The 25,571-nt window shown below is 70.1% G+C and carries 24 protein-coding genes; 9 read left to right on the top strand and 15 right to left on the bottom strand.

The genetic code is table 11. The features are described 5' to 3' along the window. Positions 1-15 precede the first annotated feature (15 nt). From K6T25_RS12250 to K6T25_RS12260, 3 genes are all read left to right on the top strand, one after another. On the top strand, positions 16-858 hold the full coding sequence (locus K6T25_RS12250; protein WP_222914468.1) for an HAD-IIA family hydrolase: 843 nt from the start codon (positions 16-18) through the stop codon (positions 856-858). A gap of 102 nt (positions 859-960) precedes the next feature. After that, entirely contained in the window at positions 961-1,557 is a 597-nt protein-coding gene (locus tag K6T25_RS12255; RefSeq protein WP_222914470.1) for a DJ-1/PfpI family protein, read from the top strand. A 172-nt stretch (positions 1,558-1,729) separates the two neighbouring features. Further along, positions 1,730-1,879, top strand: a complete 150-nt coding sequence (locus tag K6T25_RS12260) for a hypothetical protein (RefSeq protein ID WP_222914472.1) — start codon at positions 1,730-1,732, stop codon at positions 1,877-1,879. A gap of 88 nt (positions 1,880-1,967) precedes the next feature. On the opposite strand, the gene K6T25_RS12265 is transcribed toward K6T25_RS12260, so the two are convergent. The 5 genes from K6T25_RS12265 to malA all read right to left on the bottom strand — a co-directional run bounded on the left by K6T25_RS12265 (position 1,968) and on the right by malA (position 10,674). Beyond that, positions 1,968-2,366 carry an OsmC family protein gene (locus K6T25_RS12265; protein WP_222914474.1) on the bottom strand — a complete coding sequence of 133 codons (399 nt, stop codon included), beginning with the start codon at positions 2,364-2,366 and terminating at the stop codon, positions 1,968-1,970. Between the two features lie 101 nt (positions 2,367-2,467). After that, the gene (locus tag K6T25_RS12270; RefSeq protein ID WP_222918038.1) at positions 2,468-3,184 is read right to left on the bottom strand and encodes a metal-dependent hydrolase; all 717 of its coding nucleotides are present in this window, start codon (positions 3,182-3,184) and stop codon (positions 2,468-2,470) included. A gap of 95 nt (positions 3,185-3,279) precedes the next feature. Continuing rightward, the gene (locus K6T25_RS12275) at positions 3,280-3,750 is read right to left on the bottom strand and encodes an NUDIX hydrolase (protein WP_222914475.1); all 471 of its coding nucleotides are present in this window, start codon (positions 3,748-3,750) and stop codon (positions 3,280-3,282) included. A gap of 164 nt (positions 3,751-3,914) precedes the next feature. Beyond that, positions 3,915-8,474 (bottom strand): DUF7997 domain-containing protein, encoded by a 4,560-nt coding sequence (locus tag K6T25_RS12280; protein WP_222914477.1) that lies wholly within the window; start codon positions 8,472-8,474, stop codon positions 3,915-3,917. 157 nt (positions 8,475-8,631) lie between these two features. After that, positions 8,632-10,674 carry an alpha-amylase MalA gene (gene malA / locus K6T25_RS12285; protein ID WP_222914479.1) on the bottom strand — a complete coding sequence of 681 codons (2,043 nt, stop codon included), beginning with the start codon at positions 10,672-10,674 and terminating at the stop codon, positions 8,632-8,634. A gap of 140 nt (positions 10,675-10,814) precedes the next feature. Here malA and K6T25_RS12290 point away from each other — a divergent pair, with 140 nt between their 5' ends. After that, positions 10,815-11,270, top strand: a complete 456-nt coding sequence (locus tag K6T25_RS12290; RefSeq protein WP_222914481.1) for a DUF7510 family protein — start codon at positions 10,815-10,817, stop codon at positions 11,268-11,270. 10 nt (positions 11,271-11,280) lie between these two features. Here K6T25_RS12290 and K6T25_RS12295 read toward each other — a convergent pair whose 3' ends face one another. Next, on the bottom strand, positions 11,281-12,360 hold the full coding sequence (locus K6T25_RS12295; protein WP_345778223.1) for a glycosyltransferase family 4 protein: 1,080 nt from the start codon (positions 12,358-12,360) through the stop codon (positions 11,281-11,283). Between the two features lie 198 nt (positions 12,361-12,558). On the opposite strand from K6T25_RS12295, the gene malQ reads away from it, so the two are divergent. From malQ to K6T25_RS12310, 3 genes are all read left to right on the top strand, one after another. Beyond that, positions 12,559-14,070 carry a 4-alpha-glucanotransferase gene (malQ, locus tag K6T25_RS12300; protein WP_222914483.1) on the top strand — a complete coding sequence of 504 codons (1,512 nt, stop codon included), beginning with the start codon at positions 12,559-12,561 and terminating at the stop codon, positions 14,068-14,070. A gap of 119 nt (positions 14,071-14,189) precedes the next feature. Then, complete coding sequence (locus K6T25_RS12305; protein ID WP_222914485.1) at positions 14,190-14,804, top strand: archaellin/type IV pilin N-terminal domain-containing protein; 615 nt, start codon at positions 14,190-14,192, stop codon at positions 14,802-14,804. 101 nt (positions 14,805-14,905) lie between these two features. Then, complete coding sequence (locus tag K6T25_RS12310; RefSeq protein ID WP_222914487.1) at positions 14,906-15,643, top strand: fumarylacetoacetate hydrolase family protein; 738 nt, start codon at positions 14,906-14,908, stop codon at positions 15,641-15,643. 74 nt (positions 15,644-15,717) lie between these two features. Here K6T25_RS12310 and tpiA read toward each other — a convergent pair whose 3' ends face one another. Next, positions 15,718-16,377, bottom strand: coding sequence for a triose-phosphate isomerase (tpiA, locus tag K6T25_RS12315; RefSeq protein WP_225917745.1), 660 nt, complete (start codon positions 16,375-16,377; stop codon positions 15,718-15,720). A 93-nt stretch (positions 16,378-16,470) separates the two neighbouring features. Beyond that, entirely contained in the window at positions 16,471-17,001 is a 531-nt protein-coding gene (locus K6T25_RS12320) for a multiprotein bridging factor aMBF1 (protein ID WP_222914489.1), read from the bottom strand. Positions 17,002-17,213: 212 nt separating this feature from the next. Between K6T25_RS12320 and K6T25_RS15795 the strand changes: the two genes are divergently transcribed. Continuing rightward, positions 17,214-17,297 carry a DUF7503 family protein gene (locus tag K6T25_RS15795; RefSeq protein ID WP_425600882.1) on the top strand — a complete coding sequence of 28 codons (84 nt, stop codon included), beginning with the start codon at positions 17,214-17,216 and terminating at the stop codon, positions 17,295-17,297. On the opposite strand, the gene K6T25_RS12325 is transcribed toward K6T25_RS15795, so the two are convergent. The 5 genes from K6T25_RS12325 to hisC all read right to left on the bottom strand — a co-directional run bounded on the left by K6T25_RS12325 (position 17,281) and on the right by hisC (position 22,850). Continuing rightward, complete coding sequence (locus K6T25_RS12325; RefSeq protein ID WP_222914492.1) at positions 17,281-19,623, bottom strand: hypothetical protein; 2,343 nt, start codon at positions 19,621-19,623, stop codon at positions 17,281-17,283. The two genes, K6T25_RS15795 and K6T25_RS12325, sit on opposite strands and share 17 nt — an antisense overlap. Before the next feature lie 4 nt (positions 19,624-19,627). Beyond that, positions 19,628-20,470, bottom strand: coding sequence for a DUF7504 family protein (locus K6T25_RS12330; protein WP_222914494.1), 843 nt, complete (start codon positions 20,468-20,470; stop codon positions 19,628-19,630). A gap of 66 nt (positions 20,471-20,536) precedes the next feature. Further along, entirely contained in the window at positions 20,537-21,154 is a 618-nt protein-coding gene (locus K6T25_RS12335) for a CDP-alcohol phosphatidyltransferase family protein (protein ID WP_222914496.1), read from the bottom strand. Further along, positions 21,151-21,687 (bottom strand): adenylate kinase family protein, encoded by a 537-nt coding sequence (locus tag K6T25_RS12340; RefSeq protein ID WP_225917853.1) that lies wholly within the window; start codon positions 21,685-21,687, stop codon positions 21,151-21,153. The genes K6T25_RS12335 and K6T25_RS12340 overlap by 4 nt, the downstream gene beginning before the upstream one ends. 68 nt (positions 21,688-21,755) lie before the next feature. Then, positions 21,756-22,850 carry a histidinol-phosphate transaminase gene (hisC, locus tag K6T25_RS12345; RefSeq protein ID WP_222914500.1) on the bottom strand — a complete coding sequence of 365 codons (1,095 nt, stop codon included), beginning with the start codon at positions 22,848-22,850 and terminating at the stop codon, positions 21,756-21,758. A 126-nt stretch (positions 22,851-22,976) separates the two neighbouring features. On the opposite strand from hisC, the gene K6T25_RS12350 reads away from it, so the two are divergent. After that, positions 22,977-23,738 carry a hypothetical protein gene (locus tag K6T25_RS12350; RefSeq protein ID WP_222914502.1) on the top strand — a complete coding sequence of 254 codons (762 nt, stop codon included), beginning with the start codon at positions 22,977-22,979 and terminating at the stop codon, positions 23,736-23,738. A 6-nt stretch (positions 23,739-23,744) separates the two neighbouring features. Here K6T25_RS12350 and K6T25_RS12355 read toward each other — a convergent pair whose 3' ends face one another. Then, positions 23,745-24,116, bottom strand: coding sequence for a hypothetical protein (locus K6T25_RS12355; RefSeq protein ID WP_222914504.1), 372 nt, complete (start codon positions 24,114-24,116; stop codon positions 23,745-23,747). Between the two features lie 36 nt (positions 24,117-24,152). Further along, positions 24,153-25,517 (bottom strand): GTPase HflX, encoded by a 1,365-nt coding sequence (gene hflX, locus K6T25_RS12360; protein ID WP_222914506.1) that lies wholly within the window; start codon positions 25,515-25,517, stop codon positions 24,153-24,155. Positions 25,518-25,571 lie beyond the last annotated feature (54 nt).

The following is a 25,571-nucleotide window of genomic DNA, read 5'->3' on the forward strand; positions in this document are numbered from 1 at the left end:
GCGCCAACGGCGGCTGTGATACGCGGCGTCGTGCTCGATGTGGACGGAACGGTCGTGCGCGGACGTAACCCGCTCCCGGGAGCGCCGGAGACCGTCGAGTCCCTCCGCGATGTGGGCCTCGACGTCTGCTTCTGCTCGAACAACCCGACGAAGGGGCCGCCGGCGTACGTCGACCGACTGGGGGCCGCCGGGATCGACGCACGCGTCGACGAGGTGGTGACCGCCGCCGACAGCACGGTCGCGTACCTCCGCGAGCACCACGCCGACGACGCGTTGTACGTCCTCGGGGAGGGGGGCCTCATCGATCAGTTGTCGGCCGCGGGGCTGTCGGTCACCAGCGACCACAGCGAGGCGACCGCCGGCGTCGTCTCGATCGACCGCTCGTTCGACTACGACGAGCTCTCGCGGGCGCTGACGGCGCTCGGGGACGGAACGCCGTACGTCGGCACCGACCCGGACCGGGTGATCCCCGGACCGGACGCGCTGGTCCCCGGATCGGGCGCGGTGCTCAACGCCGTCCGAGGGGTGCTCGACCACGACCCCGACGCGGTGCTCGGAAAGCCGTCCGCGACCGCCCGCGAGTTGGTGCTCGACGTGCTCGGGCATCCGCCCGAGGAGTGCCTCGTCGTCGGCGATCGACTCGACACGGACATCGCCCTCGGCGCCGACGCCGGGATGACGACCGCGCTCGTCCTCACGGGCGTCACCGACCGCGAGGACGTCGCCGACTCGCCGTACGAGCCGGACCACGTCCTCGACGACCTCCGCGAACTCGACCGTGTGCTCGACGGGGAAGCCGCGGCGGACGCTACCGTCGAGTTCTCATCCGGCGGGTCGGCGAGCGCTGACGACCGGTAGTCGACCCGCGAGCGATTCGTGGACGACCAGTCGTCGGTCCGCGAGTGAACCGCCGATACAGTTTTGATCGTTCGGTTGATAGGATCCGCCGGGGATCCGATCATGACCGGCAGAACCATTCTCGAACTCGCGGGCGACTTCGTGGAGGACTACGAGGTCATGGTACCGTACCAGGCGCTGGAGACGGTGGGCCACGAGGTCCACGCCGTCGCGCCGGAGAAGGCGGAGGGAGACTCGGTGAAGACCGCGATCCATGACTTCCGCGGCGACCAGACGTACCTCGAGGAGCGCGGTCACGACTTCGTTGTCGACGGCGCGGTCGGGGACGTGGACCCGGCCGACTACGACGCGCTCGTCGTCCCCGGCGGGCGCGCGCCCGAGTACCTGCGCACGAATCCGGACGTGCTCGACGTGGTTCGGCACTTCTTCGAGGCCGACAAGCCCGTCGCGGCCCTCTGTCACGGCCCGCAGATACTCGCGGCCGCGGGCGTTCTCGACGGGCGGCGGATCACCGCCTATCCCGCGCTCGAACCGGAGATGGAGGCCGCGGGCTGTTCGTGGGTCGACGAGGTCGTCGTCGACGGGAACCTCGTCACTGGACAGGCGTGGCCGGACCACGCCGAATGGCTCGCTGCGTTCCTGAACGTGCTGGGAACCGACATCGACCACGGGGTCGAGCCCGCCGCCGCGGACGATTAGGCGAGGCCGATCGCGGGGGAGCCTCGACGGAACGACGGCGAGGCTTGTGAGCCGAGCCGTCCACGACCGGGGTTCGAACGCACTCTCGGGGGCACGAACAGTGCCGTCGTCGAGAATCGCGTACGGTACTGTCTGACGAAGACTTATATCCGAGAGCGTGGTACCTGTTGACATGGAAGAGCGCGACTCACCGTACGTCTTCCGTGACGAGCCGGACGACCCAGTCGGGGTCGTGAGCGACCGCACCGACGAGGAGGTCGTGATCATCGACGGCCGCGCGATGACGTACCGATCCTACCGCGGCGACGACGGCCGTCGCTGAGTTCGCGGACGACGCGGAGCGACCGCTCCCGGACGGTGATCGGTCGATCCCCGAAAAGCCGGACCGCCCGTCGGCGGCGGCGTTAACCTCAGAAGGCGTCGGCGTGGGTCGTGATGTCGGCGCGGAGTTCCTCGCGGAGCGCCGAGTGGACGTGGCAGATGCCCTCGGCGCGCTCGACCACGTCGGCGAGCGTCTCGTCGTCGAGGTCGGCCTCGACGTGAATGTCGAAGCGGATCGCCTCGAGGTCGTCGTCGTCGTCGAGGTCGGCCTCGGCGTCGATCTGGACCGTACCGAGGTCCTCGTGCCCGCGCTGCTTTGCGCCGACGCGGAAGGCGGGCAGGAAGCAGGAGGCGTAGTCGGCCACCAGAACGGAGTTGGGGTCGGGGCCGTCCTCGCCGAGCGCGTCGACGGTGAGCGAGAAGTCGCCGACCTCACTCGTGCTGGTGAAACCCTCTTCGCTGACGGTTGATGTCTCGATGTCTGACATACGGTACAGTGGACGGGCGGTTCGCGCGTAAACCTTGTTACTGCGGTATGTGACTCGCGAACACGCGCGACATCCGTTCGAGGGGTCGGGGAGTCGGCCGACTACTCGCCGATCGTGAACGTCTCGTCGTCGCCGAGGACGACCGCCTCGGCGTCGCTGCCGGTCGCGCGCACCTCGCGGACGAAGTCGTCGGTGTCGATCTCGATCGGCGGGAACGAGTCGTAGTGCATCGGGAACGCGTAGTCGACGTCGAGCCAGTCGACGGCGATGGCCGCCTGCGCCGGACCCATCGTGAAGTGGTCGCCCGTCGGCACCGCGGCCGCGTCGGGCTCGAGGAACGGCGCGATCACGTCCCTCATCTCCGACATCAGGGCGGTGTCACCGGCGTGGTAGAACGTCGTGCTGTCGGGGTCGGCCTCCTGGGTGGGCTTCGTCTCGGAGATGACGTAGCCTCCAGGCGTGCCCCCGGAGGCGCCGTAGCCGGTGTCGAGGCCGTTCGTGTGGTCGGCGCGGACCATCGTCACGAACGCGTCGCCCAGCTCGACAGTGCCACCCAGGTTCATTCCCGTCGTGTCCTCGACGCCGTACTCGTCGGCGACGTAGCCCGTGACTTCCGGGGTTCCGACGACGTGAGCGCCCGGGAATCGATCCACGTCCGCGATGTGGTCGGCGTGCCCGTGCGTGAGCAGCACGTGATCCGGGTCCAGTTCCCCGGGATCGGTGTCGGTGTGGGGGTTGTCGAAGAACGGGTCGATAAGGAAGGTGGTGTTCTCGATCTCGACCGTCCAGGTGGAGTGACCGTGCCAGGTGAGGTCCATGGGTGTCATGCGGCCGTGTGTTCGGACGAATTACACATAAAACCGGCCGACGACGGAGGGCGCTTCCGGTGGGACGCGCCCCGCTCCCTGAGGGCTCAGTCCGCTGGCTCCGCTCTCGCCCGCGCGTTCGCCAGCCCGGAGAGCCGGTGGACGTAGTCGTCCAGGTCGAGCGCGAAGCCGCGCTCGCGCGCCTCCTCGACGCCGATCCACGAGAACTCGAACTCGCTACCGTGCTCGTCGCCGCCGTCGCGGACGACGTGGGTCCAGCCGTCGCGGGGCTCGTGAACGCTCGCGTGATAGAAGTGCCGTACGTACGCCTTCGGCGGCGAGTCACGGCGGCTCCACACGTCGGTCGCCAGCTTATCGACGCTCGAAAGCGTCGCCAGCCCGCTCTCCTCGCGTACCTCCCGGAACAGCGCGCTCCGCGGGCGTTCGCCGGATTCGATCGTTCCTTTCGGGATCTGGAGCCCGTCGTGTCCCGGTCCCTCGAACACCAGTAGCTGCGAGCCGCCGCGAGTGATGTACGCGCACGCCTTCCCGACGTACGTGGTCTCCGGCTCGGTCATATGAGTTCCTTGACGCGTTCGATGGTAAAGGTACCCCTGATGTTGTATATACTCCTACTAGGTATTTCGCCAGGATATGGACGGACGATCACCGATTCGGGGGTCGGCGAGGGCGAGAACCGCGAGGACCATCCAGCCCGATGGGTAACCGGCTCCAGCGACGGTCAGACGGTGAACCTGGTGACGGTGGTCGCAGCCGTCTCCAGATCGGCGTCGCTGGCGGCGGCGACGGTGATGTCGTTCTCGCCGTAGCCGATGTCGAGGGTCGCCTCGAACTCGCCGTCCTCGGGGTCGACGACCGCCGAGTCGACGGGCGTCGTCACGGCGACGCGCGCGCCGGTGGTCTCGCCCGAGACGACGACCGTGTTCCCCTGGAAGTTCGTGTCGACGCGCAGCGCGGGCTTCTCGTCGCTGTCGTGGAGCCGCCGATCGAGGAAGCGCTCGCGGACGAACGCCGGCGTCTCGGCGGGCTCGCCGGCGTCGACGCCGTGTGCCAGGCGGACGAACTGCGCCATCGACCACGCCAGCGGCGTCGCGCTCCCGGTTCCCTCCCCGTAGCCCCAGTCGTACTCGGTCCGGTAGTCGCGGTCCCACACCTGCTCGGCGATCATCCGCCCGGAGTTGGCGAACCGCTCCATCGTCCGCAGCAGGGCCGTCGGCTCGAGGTCGGGCTCGCGGTCGGTCTCGGCCGGATCCGCCCGAAGCTCGTACTCGCCGCGCTCGCCGGTGAGGAGGGGCCACAGGCGGCCCTTCCCGTGGTTCTCGACCGACCACGGCGCGCCCACGTCGCCCTCGTCGCGCTCGCCGTAGCCGTCGCCGTTGTAGCGGTAGAAGGCGACTCCGGCGGGCAGGTCGACCCGGATGGTGTCGTCGACCTCGCGCACGGAGTTGCGCACCGTCTCGTCGTCCCACGGCTTGATCCCGAGGCGCACGAGTTCGAGGAAGCCGGCGTCGATGACGTCGCGCTCGTCGAGGCGCGGGCCGTCGTTGGCGAGCGTCCGCAGGTGGCCGGCCTCCGGGTCGCCGTCGCGGGTGACCCGGACGTAGTACGGCGTGTGCGTGTGGCGACCGGTACCCGAGTCGGTGGCCGTCCACGTCTCCACCTCGCCGGTCCAGCGGTCGGCCAGCGCGAGCCACACGAGCGCGTCGGCGTCGTCGCCGACCTCCAGCGCGAGCTTCCCGGCGCACGCCAGCCCGGCGATCTCTGCGGCGATCGACGACGGCGAGTAGCCTGCCTCCTCCTCCCAGCGCTCCTGGCCGCTGGCGGGGCCGTTGCGGGCGACGTAGTCGGCCGACCGACGGACGTGCTCGTAGTCGTACAGCGTGTCCGCGAAGTCGACGCCCGCCTTCCACAGCTGGTAGGCCATCACCGCCGGGAACGAGATGTTGTCCATCTGCTCGCCGCCCCAGCGGGTGATCCCGTTGAGGTAGGTGTTCTGCGGGATGAAGCCGTCCTCGTCCTGCTGGTACTCGTAGATGTACGCCAGCTGGTCGACGGCAGTGTCGATGTCGCCGGTGAGCAGCGAGGCGGTGAACACCTGATACAGGTCCCGCGCCCACACGAAGTTGTAGCCGTACCCCTTCTGCTCGTCGGCGTGGACTGCCTCGCCCCACGGTACCGACGGCGAGGCGACCGAGGCACCGAGATACGTCTTGTCCTCGACGGCCCGCAGCGTCATCAGCGCCGTGCGGTACTGGTTCGCGAGGTCGTCGTCGCCGGCGACGGCCTCGGGAAGCGGCCGGTCCTCCAGGAACGCTCGCCAGGAGTCGTGGTACGCCGTCTCGACCGCCTCGAACCCGGTCGCGAGCGATCCGACCGCCTCGCCGAGCGCCGCCGAGGCGTCGGCCTGCCGCGCGAACCCGAGCGACAGCGTCTCGCTGGTGTGTCTGCCGGCGCCGAGGCGACCCACGAGGACGACGTTGTCGTCGTCGATCGACGAGCGCGTCCGCGGCACCTCGCCGGTCGCGAACAGCGCCGCCAGCTCGTCGCTGCCGGCGGCACAGACGGTCGCCCAGTCGAAGCGGTCGGCCGTCGCCATCGCGACGGCGACGGAGTAGCCGTCGCCGTCCTCGTCGACGAGCCGCGCGTCGTCCCGCTCGCCCGTGTAGGCGCCGGGGTCGCGGGCGACGAGGTGGTGGCTCCCCGGCTGGCCGAGGCGCAGGCCGCGGTCGCGCGTGCCCGTGTTCGTGAGCGCCGTGTCCGCGGCCGCGAACACGTGGTACTCGCTCCCGTCGGCGGCGCGGAAGTCGACGTCCGCGACGAGCGCGTCGTGGGCCGGGTCGACCGCGTACTCGACGCGGAGCTCCCACTCGTGGCCGCGACCGTCGCCCGTCTCGGTGATCACGTGCTCGTACGCCAGCGCGTCGTCCGCAGTCGGCCGGACACGTCGCTCGACGGTGTCCTCGTCGCTGCGCTGCCCTTCGACGTGCGTCCGAACCGTGTAGTCGTCGGCGGCCGCAGAGACGATGAAATCCAGCGTGCGAAGGTTCATCAGGTCCACACGGGGGAACCGCACCTCCGTGAGCGCCCCCTCGGTCAGCGTGAACCAGACGCGCGAGGCGTCCGGATCGCCGTGGTCGGCGACGGTGCCGACGCCGAACTTCTCGCCGGTCGTCCACCGCGGCCGGTCGGTGGGCGCCGACGGCGCCGCGGCCGCACTGGGGAGGGCGTCGCGCTCGGCGAGCGTGGCGGTCACGCCCAGCCGGAAGCAGTGGGCGTACCCGAGCGGCGTCGCGCTGTCGGGCGTGCCGTCGTCGTACCATTGCTCCGGGAGGTAGCCCATCCGCGTCGTCAGGGGTCCGCCGTCCTCGATCAGCCCGTACAGCTCCGCCGCCCGGTCGAGCAGTCGCGCGCCGGTGTCCTCGCGGCCGCGGTCGCTCAGCAGCCCCCCGAGCGTCGCGGCGGCGCCGGCGCCCATCGCGGTCGCGAGCGTCCACACCTTCTCGCCGTCCTGCCCGTCCGTCCGCCACTCGTCGCCCTCGTAGCGGATCAGCCCCTCGACGGCCGACTCGCTCGGGTCGCGATACAGCCCGTCGAGCGACGCCCGGACGTGATCGGTCACGCGGTCGAGGGCGTCGTCCCCGACATCGATCCCGTCGACGGCGTCGACGGCCGCGAGGGCGTCGACGAGCGAGAACGTCGACGCGTCCAGACGGTCGTCCCGTTCGCCGTCGGCGAGCCGGACCGCGTACGTCCCGCTCCCGTCGTCCCACAGCGCATCGAGCGCGTCGAACGTCTCCTCGGCTGCCGCACGCGAGCGCTCGGCGAGTGCGTCGTCCACCGGCGCGCGCGCGACGGCGGCGTACGCCTCGACGAACGTCGCGGCGGTGTGAGTGAACCGGCCCGACATGTCCTCCCAGAGGTTCTGACAGCGACGGGGGAGCCCGTCCTCGTCGCGGCTCTCCTGGAGCGAGTCGACGCCGGCGGCGACGCTCTCGCGGATCTCCCGTTCGTCGTCGGCGGACAGCGCGTCGCGGTGCTCACGCAGGAGCGTCGCGAGGAACGCGACGGTGATCGCGGTCTGATCGGCCTGATACTCGTCCGAGCCGACGCGCCCCTCGACGTGCGCGTTGGCCCAGCCGGGAGCGAGCGACCCGTCGACCGCCCACACTCGGTGGGGCCAGGAGCCGTCGGGCTGTTGGGTCTCACAGTAGAACCGAGCGCTTCTCACGAGCGACTCGGGGTCCAGATCCAGCCCGAGCGGCTCGTTGGTCTCCAGCAGCTGCTGGGAGATACGCGCGTCGTCGCGCAACCAGGTGTAGCCGTAGCCGCCGGAGTTGCGGTAGAACGGGTCGAACTCCGGGCCGGCGATCCGGGCGCCGCTTGGCGCCTCAAGCAGCGACAGCGCCCGCATGTCGGCGCGGACCGTCCCCCGACGCGGCCCGTCGTCCGCGACCGCGACGGCGCCGCGCTCGCGCGCGACAGTCCGGAGTTCGTCGGCGTCGGCGTGGTCGGTCGCGCACTCGCGGAGGTCGGCGAGGGCCCGCTCGCGCTCGGTGTCGCCGTCGGTCAGCGCGGTCACCAGCGTCGTCCGGAGCCCGCGACCCGCACGCTCTAAGGGCGCGGCGACGACCACGTCGCCGCTGAGGTGCGTGTCCTCGTAGCGGTTGAGCGCGCCCTCCCGCGGGAGCGCGATGGGATCGGGATCGAGCAGCTCCTCGAACCGCTCGGGGATCTGCGCTCGGACGTCCTCGAGGCCCGTGGAGGCGGTGACGAAGTCGTGTTCCTCGCGATGGAACACCTCCACCGCGTCGCCGCCGACCGGGCCGTCGCCCTCGTGGATGAGCCGGCCGACGCGTGTCTCCTGCCCCTCGGGCGCGAGCGTGAGGAAGGCCACGAGGTGCGCCTCCGACGGGATCGACCCGCGCAGTTCGACGTGTGTGACGTGCTCGCGCCCGAGCGTGAGGTCGTACTGATGGACGGTGAACGCGCCGGCGTCGTACTCCGTCTCCACCAGCGTCGTCTCCCGATAGTAGTGCTGACGGACCGTCTCCAGCTCGTCGAACCAGTACGTTCGCTCGCCAGTCTCGATCCCGAACCGGGAGCGGTCGATGCCCGAGAGGCCGGACAGCGCCGACGAGAAGTCGCGTATCCCGCCCGTAGGGGCGACGTGGACGAGCCGGTCGCCGCGTCCGGACAGCGCGCCGTGGACGGTGCTCGCGGTGCCGGCGGAGCCGTGCTCCCGGTCGCGTTTGTAGTCGTTGAGTGCCGTTCGCAGCCGCATTCACCCGTGAAACTACTCGCGTGGTTAAAGTCTCCGCGGTACGTGAGCAGTTGCCACTCTCCCGACCGCGGTCGCGAACCCGCCCGACCGACCGGAGTCGCCCTGAGCCGACCGGAGCCTGCCCGAACCGACCGACTGGCGACGGTCCTCGCGTTCCCTACCCGTGAATCGGGATGACGACTACGTCGTCGACGGTCACCGCCCCGTCGCCCGTCCCGACCGTCGACCCAGTCACGAGGTCCTCGTCCCCGACGGCGGCGTCGACGGCGACCGTCGCGACGCCGCCGGCGAAGTTGAGCGCGACGACGACCGCCTCGCCGTCGGCCGCCTCGCGGCGGTAGGCGACGACATCGTCGTCCGTCCCCGCGCGTACGTCGTAGTCGACGCGCGACAGATCGGCCCGATGCTGGAGCGCCGGGTGCTCGTCGCGGAGGGCGAGCAGGCGACGGTAGTGCTCGGTGAGATCCTCGCGGGCGTTCTCGTAGTCCAGGCGGTCCCGCTTTCCGAGCTGGCCGGTCTCTTGGCCGGCGTACACCATCGGCGCACCGGGGAGCGTCGCCAGCGCGCCCGCCGACGCGAACGCCGCGGCCTCGCCGTAGGCGGCGAGATAGCGCGGTTCGTCGTGATTCTCGTGATACAGCATGAACGAGGCGTGGTCCGGAAAGCCCACGCGTCGGCGCTCGTCCACGGCATCGAGGATCTCCTTGGCACGCTTGTTGCCGTCGCCGACCTCCCGCAGACAGAACGCCGTCGTCGAGTCGAAGTGCATGTCGAACAGCCCGGACTGGAAGTCCGGGATGTACGGGATCGTCTCGTCGAGGAGGAAGAACTCCGAGTCGTGCGCCTTCACCCGGTCGTGCACCTCCCGCCAGAAGCCGTCCGGCACCGCCCACGCCATGTCACAGCGGAACCCGTCGACCAGCGGCGCCCACTCCTCCACCACGTCGAGGAGGTGCCGGCGCACTGCGAGCGTGGAGAAGTCGAAGTTGGCGATCAGCTCCCAGTCGAAGTACGTCCCGGGCTCGCCGTTCTCCTGCCACTCGTACCACGAGCGGTAGGGGCTGTCGGGGTCGCCGTACGCGTCCTGAAAGAACGGATGATCGCGCGCGGAGTGGTTGCACACGAGATCGAACAGGACGCGGATGTCGCGGTCGTGGGCCGCCTCGATCAGCGCCCGATACTCCTCGCGGTCGCCCAGATCCGACGCGATCGCGAGGAAGTCGGTGATGTTGTAGCCGTGTGGCGCCCCGTCGTGTTGGAGGACGGGCGTGAGCCACAGCGTGTCGACGCCCAGCTCGTCGAGCCCGTCGAGCCGCTCGCGGATCGCCGCGAACTGCGACCGCTCGCGGTCCGCGTCCCCGAACGTGCGCACGTACACCTCGTAGATGGTCGAGTCGAGCGCCCACGACGGCGGATCGTACGGTCGATCGACGGTCACGGTTCCGCGCCCACTGTCGGCGTCGACTCCGCGTTCCCCGTCGGTGGCGCCGTCGCGGTCGCCGCCGCTGTCGCCGCTCCCGCCGCCGTCGCTGCCCCCGTCACCCCGGGATGGCGATCGTCGCACGTCGACGGCGTCGGGCACGCCGTACGCGTCGTCGGTGAGCGGAACTGCGTACACCCGGGCGCGATCCCCGAGCACGGAGCGCTCGATCGTGAGCGTTCGTCCCTCGACGGTCACGTCCGACTCGTCGAGGTCGTCGCGGTCGTCGAGCAGGAACTCGACGCGCCTCGTGGACGCCGGCGCGAGCTTCGCGTGGATCCGGACCGCCTCCTCGTCGACGGCTGTCTCCAACTGGACGCGAGGGCGCTCCGGTTCCTCCCCGTCGCCGACGGGTTCCGCCTGTGTTCCGGAGCCGACTGCGCCGCCGGAGCCGGACTGGTCGCTCCGTCGTTTCGATTGCTCGCTACGGCCCGCATCGCCGCTGGCGGAGCGGCCGCCGTCCGCGCTCGGGGCGGTCCCCTCGGCGAACGCCCGCACGGTCAGGTCGTGGGTCGCCCGACCGTCGGTGAGGCGAAGCAGATAGCGGCCGGGAACGTCGGGCTCGAACCACTGGACGGGTTCGTCGCCGAGTTCCGCCGTCGAGCCGGACGGCGCGGTTACGACGCTCCACTCGTAGTCGACGTTCGGGTCGGGATCGCGCGGCGCGAGTTCCACGGCCTCGCCCGCCGCGCACACGCGCGGTTGCCCCGGATGCTCCATGACAGGCCGCTCGAACGGTAGCGGTTTCGCTCTTTCGCCGTCCGGGCGTCGCCGACCGACGTGAGTCGCCGACCCGTGGATGTGATCCCTCCCGAGCGGGACCGGGGAATCGCTAAGTGCCCGCCGATAGATGGCCCGATATGGACGGGAACGCCGAGGACGCGGGACCGGGCGAGCGGGAGGCTGCCGACGGGGACGAACGCCCGGTCTCGGTCGACGTGGAGATCGCCGACGGTCGGACGGTTATCGTCGTCGCGGGCGACAGGGACGCCGCGGTCGTGGTCCAGTCGGCCTCTGGCGAGCGGATCTACCTCCCGCCGGAGGACTTCGATCGCCCGCCCGAATCGGAGCGGGACGAGCGGCAGGACTCGTACGGCACGGGCACCCGACCGTCCGACAGTCCCTATCAGTCGGCGACCTCCGACAGCCCGTACCAGTCGGTCGCTTCGGACAGTCCCTACCAGTCGCCCGGCGAGTCGGACAGCCCGTACCAGCGCGGCGGCCCCGCGTCCGACCGGGTCGGACTGGAACCCACCGCAGACGGCTTCCGGATCGTCCACCCGGAACCGGTGACCGATCTCCGGCTACTCAGGTGAGCGCGAGAACTCACCGTTCCCCGTCCCGATTTCCGCGTTCCCCCGCCAGGATCCGCTCGTAGAAGGCGTCGTGCTCGTCGGCGACCTGATCCCAGGTTCGCTCCTCGTACTCGATCGGCGTATCGAGCGAGAGCGCACGCTCGATGCCGGCAGCGATCGCGTCGGAGTTCGGCTCGACCTCGATGAGACAGTCGTCGGGGAGCACCTCCGCGGCGCCGCTGGGGCCGGCGACGACGCGGGTGCCGACCGACAGCGCCTCGACGATGGTGATCCCGAACGGCTCCGCGAGCGACGGCGAGACGAACAGATCCGCGCTCGCGTAGTAGTCGCCCAGCTCCGCCTCGGGAACGTAGCCGACGAACTCGACGCGGTCGTCGATCCCGAGCAGCTCGACGAAGCGCTTCAGCTGCTCGGTGAGGTGACCGGTGCCCCCGATGACGAGCGTCACGTCGTCGCGCCGGAGCGTCGGCAGCGCGTACAGGAGGTACGCCAGCCCCTTCTGGTCGGTGTGCCTGCCGACGAAGAACAGCATCGGTCCGTCGATCCCCAGCTCGGCTTTCAGATCGCGCCCCGTCGGCTCGACCCGGGAGAAGCCGTTGTAGACGACCTCCGCGTCCCCCCCGTACTCGTGGGCGATCTTGCGGGCGGTGAACTCGCTCACCGCCAGGAGGTGATCCGAGCGGTTCACTACCCGCTCTTCGGTGCGCTTCTCCCGCTCGGGCGGGTCGGCGTTGCGATCCGACGACAGCGAGTGGAACGTCGTCACCCACTCGACGTCGTGGGTCGCCTGCGCGCGCGAGCCGGGGTTGTAGCCGAACCAGTCGTTCGTGTGGACGATGTCCGCCTCGGCCGCGCGCTCCACGAACGCGCCCGAGAGGCGGCCGATCCGGGTGATGATGTCGCCGTCGCCGGTGGGGACGCCGTGGATCCCGTCGCGTCCCTCCGGGGCGTACTCCGCCGGCAACACCAGCTCCACCTCGACGCCCTCACGAGCGTCGAGGCGATCGAACAGCTCGCCGACCGCCGTGTCCAGTCCGCCGGTCACGTTCGGCGGGAACCCCCACCCGAGCATCAGGACGGTGTACGGCATCGACTCGGACATTGCGGGTGCGGTACTTAGTCACTTGGCGTTGCTGTGAAGGTTCGACCCGGCGAACCGACTCGGGGTCAAGCCCCGAGGCACTCGGCCTGCTCCGCCTGTAGACGGGTCCCGAACGGCTCGCGCGACCACCTGCGATCCGGTCGACAACCCGGTACTTGATACCGCTTGCCCGTGACTGCGTATCCGATGCGGTTCGACAGACGAAGCGGCGTCCTGCTCCACCCCACCGCGCTGCCCGGCCCCTACGGGATCGGGGATCTGGGCGCGGGCGCGCGCTCGTTCCTCGACTTCCTCGATCGAGCCGACCAGTCGATCTGGCAGGTGTGTCCGCTGGGACCGACCGTCGGGATCCACGGCCACTCCCCGTACCAGACGTTCTCAGGGTTCGCCGGGAACCCGCTGTTGATCGACCTCGTCGACCTCGCCGAGCGGGGGTATCTGATCGACGAGGAGATCGACGTGGACGCCGGCGGCGACGGGGCCGGGGTCGACTTCTCGCTCCACGAGGTGCGCTACGACGCCGTCGAGTCGTTCAAACTCGATCGCCTGCGCGTGGCCTTCGAACGCTTTCGCGAGGTCGCGAGCGACGACGACCGAGCGTCGTTCGCCGAGTTCCGCGACCGCGAGGCCGACTGGCTCGCCGACTACGCGCTGTTTCGCGCGCTCAAAGCCGAGTTCGACGAGACGCTGTGGACGGAGTGGCCCGAGCCGGCTCGGACGCGCGACCCTGACGCGCTCGCGGCGTATCGCGAGGATCTCGCCGACGAGATCGAGTTCCGGGCGTTCTGCCAGTGGACGTTCGACCGGCAGTGGCGCGACCTGCGCGCGGCCGCCGCCGACCGCGGGATCGAGATCCTCGGCGACCTCCCGATCTACGTCGCGCTCGACTCCGCGGACGTGTGGGCCGCGCCCGCGGCGTTCGACCTGACCGACGACGGTCGCCCGGCCGCCGTCGCGGGCGTTCCGCCGAACGCGGGCGACTCCGGACAGCGCTGGGGGAACCCCGTGTACGACTGGGATCACCTCGCCGAGACGGGCTACGAGTGGTGGATCGACCGGCTCCGCCGGCTGTTCGACACGGTCGACTACGCCCGCCTCGACCACTTCAAGGGGTTCGACGAGTTCTGGGCGATCCCCGCCGACAGCGACGATCCCGCCGACGGCGAGTGGCGGGAGGGGCCGGGCGACGCGTTCTTCGAGACCGTGCGCGAGGAGTTCGACCGCCTCCCGTTCGTCGCCGAGGACCTCGGGTTCCTCGACGCCGGGAGCGCGGCGCTGCGCGAGGCGTTCGACCTCCCGGGAATGCGCGTGCCCCAGTACGCCGACTGGTGCCAACAGGGGCACATGTATCAGCCGATGCACTACCCGGAGGACTGCGTCGCCTACACCTCGACCCACGATACCGACACGGCCGTCGGCTACTACGAGTCGCTCGACGACCGGCAGCGCGACTGTCTTCACTACAACCTCGGCACCGACGGCGTCGATATCGAGTGGGATCTCGTCGAGGCGGTGTGGAACTCCGAGGCGACGCTCGCCGTGACGACGGTACAGGACCTGCTCGGCCTGGACAGTCACGCCCGATTCAACACTCCGGGGACGACCGACGGCAACTGGCGGTGGCGCGTCACCGAAGCCGGCCTCGACGGCGCCGTCGCGGACCGGCTCGCGCGGATCACGGACGCGACCGTCCGGTGAGCCTGCCCCGTCTCTCGACCGCCGATATTAACCTTGATTTTTTGCGGCTGAGCTATATGTAGGGGAGCGGCCTCAACTGAAGCAACCGGCGTGCGAGAGCGCGCGGGAGTACACCACAGATGTTCGAATTCATCACGGACGAGGAGGAGCGCGGGCAGGTGGGTATCGGAACCCTCATCGTGTTCATCGCGATGGTGCTGGTGGCGGCGATCGCCGCCGGCGTCCTCATCAACACCGCAGGATTCCTCCAGAGCAAGTCACAGGAAACGGGTCAACAGTCGAGTAAGCAGGTCAGTAACCGGCTGCAAGAGGTCGTTACCGTAGGAACGGCCAACACGACTGACGATACGATCAAGAGCGTCAACGTAACCGTTACGCAGGCGCCCGGCGCCGGCGAGATCGACCTCGCGAACGCGACGATCAACTGGATCGGCCCGCAGGGGACCGAGACTCTGACCCACACCGATTCCAGCGGGACGGACTGGCAGTTCAAGACCCACGCGGTGAAAGACACCGACGACACCGCCAACCCCACGGTCCTCAACGACGCTGACGACCGCTTCAACATCGAGTTCGAGCTAAAGGACAACGGGTATGGAGACACGAACGCACCGAACAATCTCGGTGAGGGCGACGAGGTGACGATCAAGATCAACACGATGGCCGGCGCGACGACGACCATCCGCTTCACCGTGCCCGAGTCGCTCGGACAAAAGAAAGCGGTCGAACTGTAAGCGCGACACTCTCCGCGGTTCTCTCGTTTTCGACCCTCGCGGCGACACCGCGAGGGCTTCGACTCCAAACGCCTAAGCCCCGGCCAGCCGACTCGCCGGCAATGCGCTACGCACGGATCCGCGACCCGGCAGGCACCGTTCGCCGCGGCACGTACGACGACGGCAGCGTGACCGCGGGCGGCGAGACGTACGACACCGAGTCCGACGACGTCGACCTGCTCGCGCCCTGCGAGCCGTCGAAGATCGTCTGCGTCGGTCGCAACTACGCCGACCACGCCGAGGAGCTCGGCAACGAGGTTCCCGACCGCCCGCTGCTGTTCCTCAAGCCGCCGAACGCCGTCGCCACCCCCGGCTCGACGGTCACGCTCCCGACCGGGAAGGAACGCGTCGATCACGAGGCCGAGATCGCGTTCGTGATCGGCGAGCAGGCGCGCAACGTCGCCGCCGCGGACGCGATGGACTACGTCGCGGGCTTCACCTGTCTCGACGACGTGTCGAACCGCGACGACCAGAACGAGGAGCAAAACTGGGTGCGCGGGAAGGCGTTCGACGGCGCCGCGCCGATCGGCCCCTGCATCGCCGATCCCGAGCACGTCCCGGACGACGCCGCCGTCGAGCTCCGCGTGAACGGGGAGACGAATCAGTCGTCTTCGCGCGACTACTTCATGTTCTCCATCCCCGAACTCGTCGAGGAGATCACGACGTACATGACGCTGGAGCCGGGCGACGTGGTCGCGACCGGAACGCCCGCGGGCGTCGGCCCGCTCTCGGACGGCGACCATGTCGAGGTAGAGATCGAGGGCGTCGGCGTCCTCGAACACGACGTGCGGCAGGGCTGAACCACCGATCCGTCGTCCGCAGTAGCGAGGGATGGACCCCGACGGCCGACGGGCCGCGTTTCTCCGCGCTCGGTCTACAGGCCCGAGACCAGGTCCCGAAGCACCGCCTCGGGGTCGTCTGCCTTCGCCACGCCGGAGGCGAGAAGCACGCCCGTCGCGCCCAACTCGCCCGCGGCGGCCACGTCCTCGCCGGTTGAGACGCCGGCGCCGCAGAACAGGTCCACGTCGGCGTCGACCGCCTCTACCGCGGCGACGGAGTCCTCCACGATCGCCGGGTCCGCGGTCGCGACCGATACGTCGCCGCCGATGAGTTCGGGCGGCTCGACGGCCACTGCGTCGGGGCCAAGCGCCGCGGCGGCGCCGCACTGCGCGGGGTTGTTCGCGCACACGACCGTCTCGAGATCCGCACGATCGGCCGCCGCGAGCGAGGCGTCGATGTCGGCCAGCTTCAGCCGGTTCTCGGAGTGGTTGATCAGCGTCCCCGTCGCGCCCGCGTCGGCGACCGCCTCCGCGAGCGTCGATCCGGTGTGGCTACCGTGCTCGACGGGCGAGACGTGCTGGGCCCATGTCTCGACGCCGGTGTCGGCCACGGCCGGGAGGTGCGCCGCCTGCGGTGCGACGGCGACGCGCGCGCCGGTGTCGTCGGCGACGGTCGCGCACGCCTCGGCGATCTCGACGGGGTTGCACGGGTACGCCTTCAGGTTGACGAGGATCAGGGTGTCGGAGTCGCTCACGAGAACACTGTCGTGGGGACGCGTGAAAAGTCGCTTCGGTCGCGACAGCGGTTGCGGACGATCGGAGCGATCCCCGTTATCTGGCGCCGTCGACTACTCGTCGTTGCGCTTGACCACGTCGCCGAGGGTCATGTTCCCCGATGAGGAGCTCTCCCAGTCGGCGTCGTCGACGGACTCGCCCTCGACCAGCGAGATGCCGAGCTTCTTCTCGAGCTTCTGTTGGACGCCGTCGGAGGGGAGGATGTCCCCGCGCTCGAGCTTTCGGATGACCGAGGCCTTCTCGTTGATGTCGCTCGCGAGGTCCTCCTGGCTCAGCCCGGTCGACTCCCGAGCCTGCCGGATCCGGTCGTCGTAGTCGCCCGTGACTGTCTCCATGTCGTCGAACATGTCGTGCTGGCGCCGCGAGGACGACGAGGAGGACGACGAGGAGCCCCCGCTCCCGGAACTCGACGAGGAAGACGAAGACGAGGAGGTGGAGTACTTCGTGGACGCCGAGGAGGCGCTCTCCGTGCGGACCTCGGTGCCGAAGTCCGAACAGTCCGAGCATAACTCCAGCTCCGCGCCCTCGACTTTCGTGGTGGTGAGCGACGCCTTCTCCGCGCCGCACATCTCACACTGGGGCATACCTCGACCTAGCGCGGTGTGCGGTATAAAACGTGTGCCACCATCGTCCCGTTCGGGGATCGTATATATATTCGAAATATCAGTAGTTGGTTCGGGCGAGTTGATATCAGAATATTTCCGATATCTTGATTTTGAAACCAACCATCGCTGCAAGTACAATGTCCGAAAGTGATGCAACGATGTCGCACTGGCTCGCCGACCACCCGCGGATGATGGGCGCGCTGTTCTCGCTCGTGCTGCTCCTGTCGAGTGCGGGGAGTGCGGTTGCGGGTGCGACAGTCACGTCTGGTCCGTAGATGCCAGCATCTCCTCGGTAATATCCAGATTCCACAATAGCTCGCCGTCAAACCGTACTGGGAATCTGCCGGACTTCAGGCACTCAAACAGCCTGTCGACCGAAGTAATAATTCTGCTGGTACCCCCAGTTCCGATCCACTGTTTCTCTACCCCCATCATGATCGGCTTCGCCATACCACCCAAGCCATGTCGCTTTGTCGGATACCAGTTCGGAGTAACTTGCACTTCTCGTTCTTCCAAATCGGTTTCTGAGATCTCCAACAGGAATCCAACCCCAGTTGAACACTGACACAACTGCACCAGCGGATCCCCCGCGATACTGTACGCGCTCTCGGCGAACGGTCCCGTCCCGACCACGTCGAGCGCGGCGTACAGGGGGAAGCCGGCGTCGAACAGCCGCGCCAGGTCGCGGCCGACCCGGGTCGCCAGCGAGTTCGGCAGGTCCGTCAGCGACACCACGCCGCCGAGCGCGCCCGCCTCGACCAGTCCCATCCCCTGCTGGTAGGACGTGCAGGCGTTGAGGAGGAACGCGTCGACGCCCGTCCGTTCGAGGCTCCGGAGGTCGAGGAAGCCGTCCGCACACTCCATGCCGCGCTCGTCGACGTGCCCGACGTAGTGGAAGAAGTCGTGTTCCTCGGCGAGCAGGTCGCGAAGCTCGTCGCGGGTCAGATCGCGCTCCTCGCGGATGTCGAAGGTGACGTGATCGCGGAAGCCGTACGTGTCGCCCAACTCGTCGATCATCGCCTCGTCGTTGCAGACGACGGTGACGCCGATGGTGAGGTCCTCAGCTGGCGTACGATCGAGGCGTCGCCGATACGTCTCGACGGTCGGCTTTGCCGCCCGCATGGGGAACCCCGGGCCGATCCACGCTTGTGCGATGCTATCGGCCGACTGCGGAGTCACGATCGATTCGGAGTCGTCGAGGGCGTTCTGGGTCGGACCGCTGGTCGTCCTCGGAGTGCGCGTCGCGGGGGCTTCGGCGTCGGCGCTCCGCGTCAGCGTCGCGCCGCGGACCGCGTCTCGCGAGGCGCGAACGAAGTCGTCGAGTTCGGTCACGCCGCCGTCGCTCGTCGCCGTACTCCGTGGCGGCGGCGAACGCACCACCGACAGGTCGGCCGCGAGGAACGGCAGCGCCGAGTCGTTCTCGGCGGCGGGCACTACGTCCGTCGTGTGGGGCCACTCGAGGCAGTCGAGCGTCGCATCCGGCGGTACGTCGAGGTAGGCGGCGGTCCGCTCGGCGAGGTCGGCCTCGTACCACTCCGTCCACGGCGGATCGAGACGCTCGGTGAGCACCTCGTGGACGTGAAGGTTCACGTCGTACAGGCCCGCAGCGCAGGCCCGCGTCGCGCAATCGAGGGTGAAACAGTGCCGCAGGAGATCTTCCAGCTCGGCGGCGAGCGCGTCGGGGTCCCGCGGTAGGTCGTGCCGGTACTCGCCCGCGCGGAGATACGGCTCTGCGCTCTTCTCGACGGTCGCGGCCAGGTAGAACGCGAGCGGCGTCGCCGAGAACAGCGCGTCGTACTCGAACGGCAGCCCCAGGGTGACGCCCGTGTCGACGCGCTCGACGAACCGCGGCGTCGCGAACGTCTCGCCGCGCTCGATCAACGGCGGGTGTCCCCGCAGCGTCGGGAACGAACGCTCCGGGGAGGTGGTCGCCAGCGCCGACCCGAACGTCGAGATCGCCCGTGCGAGCCCCGCCGGCGACTCGGGTACCGTCACGGTCCCCGCCGGCGACGTGCGCCGCGACCGCGCGCCGAGCAGGATCTTCCCCGTGTCGTCGCGGCGACCGTGGGCGCAGCGTTCGTCGCCGGCGACCCCGGCGCCGACGGCGGAGCTGGAGTCGCTCCCCGGGATCTCCAGCGAAACCTGCGGGTATCGGTCCTCGTAGGAGACGCGCGCCGGTCCGTCGACGGCGACGTACGTCTTCACGGGGGCCGTCGACAGCTCGAGGACGTGCGGACCCTGGGGGATCCGGGCGGGCGCTTCCGCCGTCGCGGTGGCGACCAGGGAGTTCTCCGCGTCCCGAACGTACACGTCGGCCGTACAAAGCGGCGTTATCGACGTGGCCTCGACGGCCCAACAGCCGTCGACGGGCGCGTGAAACCGGTCGGCCGCCGCGAGTCGCGTCGCCGAGGGATGGGATCCGACAGCAGTACCCGCCGCGGCGACCGGAAGGCGAACCTCCTCGATCGCGTCGACGAGCTCGAAGCGTCCGGGGCTGCGACCCCGTGCCGGGACGAGTCGAACCGCGGCCGCGTCGGTATCGCCGGCGCCGTCGACGGCGGCATCCGCGCTCGTCGACGGTCCGGAGTCTCGTGTCGTCATACGGTCACCGAAGGGCGTTCCATTCTGTCGTTCCCCAGCCGATGATGTGCCATCGTTCCTCTGGAACGGACGCCGTTTCGCGACGCCGAAGCTCGACGATCACGTCGAGTTCGTCGTCGAGCAACTCGACGAACTCGGCGACAACGGGGTCCGAACGGGGCTCCCCGCTGACGGGGCGAGGGAGATGAAAGTGTGCCATGCCGCCGCGGTCGCGTGTGGTCCGCGACACCTCGCGCAACAGCGACCCCGTCGCGTCGCCCCCCAGCGTCGCACTGAGCATGTCGATCCGGTAGACGCCGACGCGAAGCCCCAGCCGGTCGGAACGATCCCCGTCGACATCGGCGATGGCGTCCAGCACCGCGGTTCGGATGGCCCCCGGGTCCCCGACCGCCGTCGGGCCGGCGTCCTCGTCGACGCCCCCGTCGAGGTCCAGCCGATCCGGCCCGGCGTCGGAGTCGCCGGCCGTTCCCGTCGTGCCGGCCGCTTCGGAGGCCGAGTCGAACCCGCTCGAGGCGCTCACGTCCGTTCCGGATGCGGCGGCCGGATCCCGGACCGCCCCGTCGAGGCGGACGACCGCGGCGTCGTCGTTCGCGGCGTCGACGCCGTCGGGAAGCCACGCGTTCGGTGCCTCCGTTGCGCCCGTCGTGAGCGCGAGCACTCGCCGGCGCCGCCGGTGCGGCGCGCCGAAATACCGCGACGACGCGACGCGGTAGGCCTCGTCGGAGACGTCCCCGGTGACGAGCACGCAACACCCGTCGTCGAGCTCGGCCAGCGCCGCCGAGAGCGGCCGATCGGACCTCCGGCCGATCGGCCCGTCGGCGTCGGGTCCGTCCGTCGTGCCGGTCATACCTTCGCCATTCCCCCCGGGGGGACAAAAATACCCGTCCACGCACGTGCCTCACCCGACGGAGCGTCACCGGATATCCGACCAGGCGCCCCAGAAGCGCTGGACCGCGGTGAAATGGCCGACGACTGCGAACACGACGAGCAGCAGGGCGACCGCACCCAGGCCCGCGACGAGCGGTCCCGGGACCGCCGCGGCGACGACGCCGACGACGCCGACGAGCGCGAGCCGGTCCGCACGACCCAACAGCCCCCCGTACTCGCGGCCGATACCGACGGCCTGGATCTGCGTGCCGAGATACGAGGTCATCAACACGCCCGTCACCGCCGCGAGGCCGAGTCCGTAGCGGCCGATCCCGGCCGCGAGTCCCACGAGCAGCGCGATGTCCGCGTAGCGGTCGAGCACGTGGTCCAGCAGGTCGCCGCCGGAGGAGTCGGTGCCCTGTGCCCGTGCGAGCGCGCCGTCAACGAGATCGAGCCAGCCGTTCGCGAACACGAGCGCCGACCCGGCGACGTACGACAGCGGCGCCTCCGAGGGGGGTGCGAGGCCGAACGCGACCCCCCCGGCGACCGCACACGCGAACGCGAGCACGCTTACGCCGTCAGGCGAGAGCCCGAGCGCGTCGGCCGCACGGACGAACGGCGACAGCCCCTTCTCCGCCAGCGGTCGGAACTGATCCAGCGTCATCGGTACTCCAGGAAGTCGACCTCGCCGGCCGAGGGCTCGCGGTCACCGTCGAGCACCCGCCCGAGTTCGGTCGCGACCTCGTCGGGGTCGCGGTCGGTCGTCTCGATCTCGTACACCCGGTCCTCGCCGAACCGTTCGACCGCCTCGCCGAGAATCACGTCGAGCGCCTCGCTCTCGCGGTTCTCCCGGGCGCTCGCCTCGCTTTCCCCGCGCTCGACGAGCCGTCGTTCGAGCACGTCGGGGCGGCACCGCAACACCGCGACGCGGTCGGCGTCGAGATAATGGGCCAGGTGGGAGTCGACGACGCCCGTCCACTCGCCGAGGTGCTCGGCGACGGCGTCGAGGTCGGCGACGAGCGAGTCGCGCTCCTCGTCGCGGTCGGTGTACAGCCCCTCCTCGCGGATCAGGTCGTTGAGGTGGACGATCGGAAGGCCGTATTTCTCGGCGAGCAGGTCCGTCGCCGTCGTCTTGCCCGTCCCGGGCGTGCCCGTGACGACGAGGCGGTCGACGGGACCACCGCCGTCGACGCCGATATCGCCGTCGGTGGACGTCGCGCCGACCGCATCCTCGCCGTCCGGCTCCGTCGCGTCGGCGCCGTCGGTCACGCTTCGACCCCGGGCTCCAGGTCCGCGAGCACCTCGTTCAGCGTCGCGACCGCCTCGCGCGTGTCCTCTTCGGTTCCACAGGAGACCCGGACGCACTCTGGGAGCCCGAACGAGCCGGTGTCGCGGACGATGACGCCCCGCTCCCGTGCGCGCTCGGCGACGGCGCTCCCGTCGCCCACCTCCGCGAGGACGAAGTTGCCGGCGCTCTCGAACGTGGGCGCGTCCAACTCGTCGGCGATGTACTCGCGAGCCCACTTCGCCGACTCGACGCTTTTCTCGACGTGCTCGTCATCGTCGAGCGCCGCGAGCGCGGCGTCCAGCGCGACGGCGTTGGCCGCGAACGGCGTGTTCACGCGGGCGTACGCGTCGGCCCACGCCTCCGGGACGAGCGCGTATCCGATCCGCAGCCCCGCGAGCCCGTACGCCTTCGAGAAGGTGCGCGTGACCGCGACGTTCTCGTACTCGTCGAGGAGGCCCGCCGCGGAGGGCGCCTCGGTGTACTCGCCGTACGCCTCGTCGGCGACGACGAGCGTCTCCTCGTCGACAGCCTCCAGCAGCGCGACGAGTTCCTCCCGCGGAAGCTCGGTGCCGGCGGGGTTGTGCGGGGTCGTCACGTAGACGATCCGCTCCCCGTCGTAGGCGTCGAGGACCGCGTCGGCGGTCTGCGCGAACCCGTCCGCCTTCCGGAGCGGGTACGTCGAGACCTCGCCGTGATGATAGCGGGCGCTCATCGGGTAGTACGCGAACCCCGGCTCCGGAACGAGCACCCGGTCGCCCGGCGAGAGCATCGCCCGCGCGAGGTAATCCAGCGCCCCGTCGGCGCCCGGGCTCACCCACACCTGCTCGGGGGCGAGGTCCCACGTCTCGGCCAGCGCCTCGGTGAGGTCCGCGTGGGCGGCCTTCGGGTAGACGTGAGCGGACTCTGCGGCCTCCCTCGCGGCCGCGACGGCCCTCGGCGAGGGGCCGAACGGGTTCTCGTTCGAGGAGAGTTTCACCAGTTCCGCCGGGTCGAGCCCGAGATCGCGGGCCACCTCCTCGACGCCGCGGCCGGGGACGTACGGCGCGTTCGCCGAGAGGTCGCGCGTGTTCATGCGCGAGAGAAGTGGTGGACGCTTCTTAAGCGTGCTCACACCGGGCGGCTCGCGGTCGAGTTCCGGCGACGGGATCGACCGCCCGACGGCCCAGGATTCACCATCGTGCGGTCCCTTCCGGAGACGATGACGGACACGAACCCGACGGCCCGCCGATCCGCGGCGGTGCGCGCGCTCGTCGACCGCGACCCCGCCCGCGCGGGCGACCTGTACACGGTTGTCGGGCGCGGCGCCCTCGCCGGCCTCGAGGCGGAAGCGGCCGACCGCGAGGTACTGGGGGCCGACGCGACGTACGGCGGGTACGGGATCCGATACCTCCTCCTCGCGACGTTCGCGTACCGCGCCGCCGGGGTCGACCGCCGCGCCGGCCTGCGCGCCCGTGAGGGCAGCGCGGTCGCGGCCGACTACGCGAGCCGCTTCGACTCCGACGCCGAGCGCGCGTGTTGTTTCGAGGCGATGGGTGATCTCGGCGCCGCCGGCGGCATCGACAATAACGGCGCGGACGCGTACGACCGGGCTGTCGATCTGTACCGCGACGCTGCGGACCCCGATCCGCTCTCGCGGGCGACCGAGCCGCTGTTCGAGGCCGTCCGTTTGGGGGCCCAGCAGGCCGCCCGGAACACGCCTCACGCCTTCGACTGGGACGACCTTCACGGGTCGGACCCGAGCTCCGGCGACTACCTCGCCCGCCGCCCCCGGATCAAGCGCTCCCGGATGCCGACGGTCGCCGAGACGGTCTCGGAGACCGGCTTCCTCGCGCCGCCGCGGGGCACGACCGAGCACAACAACGCGACCTACGTCTGTCCCGAGTGCGGGCGGTCGGAGGTGAACTGGATCGCGGGCATCGAGGTGTGTCTCGACTGCGACGTGCGAATGCGCGGAAAGTAGGCGTCGCTATCGGCCGAGCGCGCGTCGAAGACGGCCGAGAATTCCGTCGCCCGTCTCAGGGCCGCCGCCGAACAGTTCTCGTTCCACCGCGTCGAGCTCGCCATCGCCGAAGCGGTCGTCCGCCCGGGCCTCGACCAGCCAGTCGCGCCACTCCTCGTCGCTGCGAACGCCGCGCGACTCGGGCCCCCACTGCTCGCGGAGCGCCGCCCGGTCCTCGAACGGCACGTCCATGTCGCCGCCGCCCCACACCAGCGGCGAGAGCGCGAACGCGTACTCCGCGTGATCGAGGGGACGAAACCGGTACGGGTAGCCGTTGAAGTCGAACACCTCGTCGGTCCCGACTGTCTCGCCCGTCGGAAGTTCGAGCGTCACGTCCATATCGGCAGAAGGTGTTCCACGGGGATGTGCCTTCGGCTACCCGTCCTTGCTGTCTGTCCGGACATCTGCCGGCCGAAGGTCGGCTGCCCGACGCTCCGCCTCGTCGACGACGGACGGCTTGCCCGCGAACCTGACCTCGATCGACTCGGGCCCGTACGTCACGTCGGCGTCGCCGCGCTCGTGGAGCCACGAGACGAACGCCTGCGACTCCCCCGAGGGCGGCAGCTCGAACGTCGCCGTCGAACCCGGGAGCGACGCGACTACCGCGTCGCGGAGGTCGTCGATCCCCGTCCCGTCGAGCGCGCTGATCGCCACGGGTTCGCGGGTCTCCACGCCGGATTCGGCGAGCACGTCAGCGACGATCCCGAGCGCGGCCTCTCGACCTGCAGCGTCCAGCCGGTCTACCTTGTTCATCACGGGGATCACGGGGCCCGTCGCGTCGGCCGCGAGCACCTCCACGGTCGTCTCGACGCGCCGGCGGAGGCGGTCCTCGTCGGCGCCGGCGTCGACCACCGCGAGCACGGCGTCGGCGGCGCCGACCTCGTCGAGCGTCGCCGAGAACGAGCGCACGAGGTCGTGCGGGAGGTCCGCCACCAGTCCGACCGTGTCGGTGAGCAGTACCCGGCGTCCCTCCAGCGTCGCCCGCCGCGTCGTCGTCTCCAGCGTCTCGAAGAGGCGGTCCTCGACCGTCACCGACTCCGCGAGGTCGTCGTTCAGGTTCTCGTCGCCGAACGCGTCGTCGCCCGAGGTGCCCGAGGACTCCGCGTCGACGTCGTCCGCCAGCCGGCGCAGCAGCGTCGACTTCCCCGCGTTCGTGTAGCCCGCGAGCGCGACCAAGTCGAACCCCTCCGCGCGTCGTCGCGCCCGGCGGGCGGCGGCCGCGTCGGTCAGCTCGTCCAGCTTCGCCTCCATCGCGTCGATACGCTTCTCCATGTCGAGGACGGGCGATCCCTTCTCGGTCGCCGCGTTCAACAGCGATTCCTCGGTCGCGCGGCGCACCCGGGGAAGCTCGTACCGGAGCGTCGCCAGATCCACCTGCGTTGTCGCGGCCGTCGATCCGGCGCCATCGGCGAATATCTCTAGGACCAGCCGGTAGCGATCCGTCAGCGTCGTCCCGGCCGGGAACAGCTCCAACAGGTCGGTGTACTGCCCCGGCGAGAGCTCGCCGTCGAAGACGACCGCATCGGCGTCCGCTTCGGCGACGGCAGTCGCCAGCTCCCGCGCCTTCCCGCCGCCGAGGTTGTACCGCAAGTCCTCCGCGCGCCGCTGGGTTACTTCGCCGACTACGTCGTAGCCCGCAGCCTCCGCGAGGCGCCGGATCTCCGTCGTGTCGGGTGTCTCGTCCGCGTCGCGGGCGGCGACGACCGCGCGCCCGCCGTCGAGTCTGTCTCGTACGTTCACTGTGTGTCGTGACCGCGCGCCGGTCGCCGTCGGGAGGGGAGTCCCGACGGGTCC

It is taken from the genome of Halobaculum rubrum (assembly GCF_019880225.1).
Classification (GTDB): domain Archaea; phylum Halobacteriota; class Halobacteria; order Halobacteriales; family Haloferacaceae; genus Halobaculum; species Halobaculum rubrum.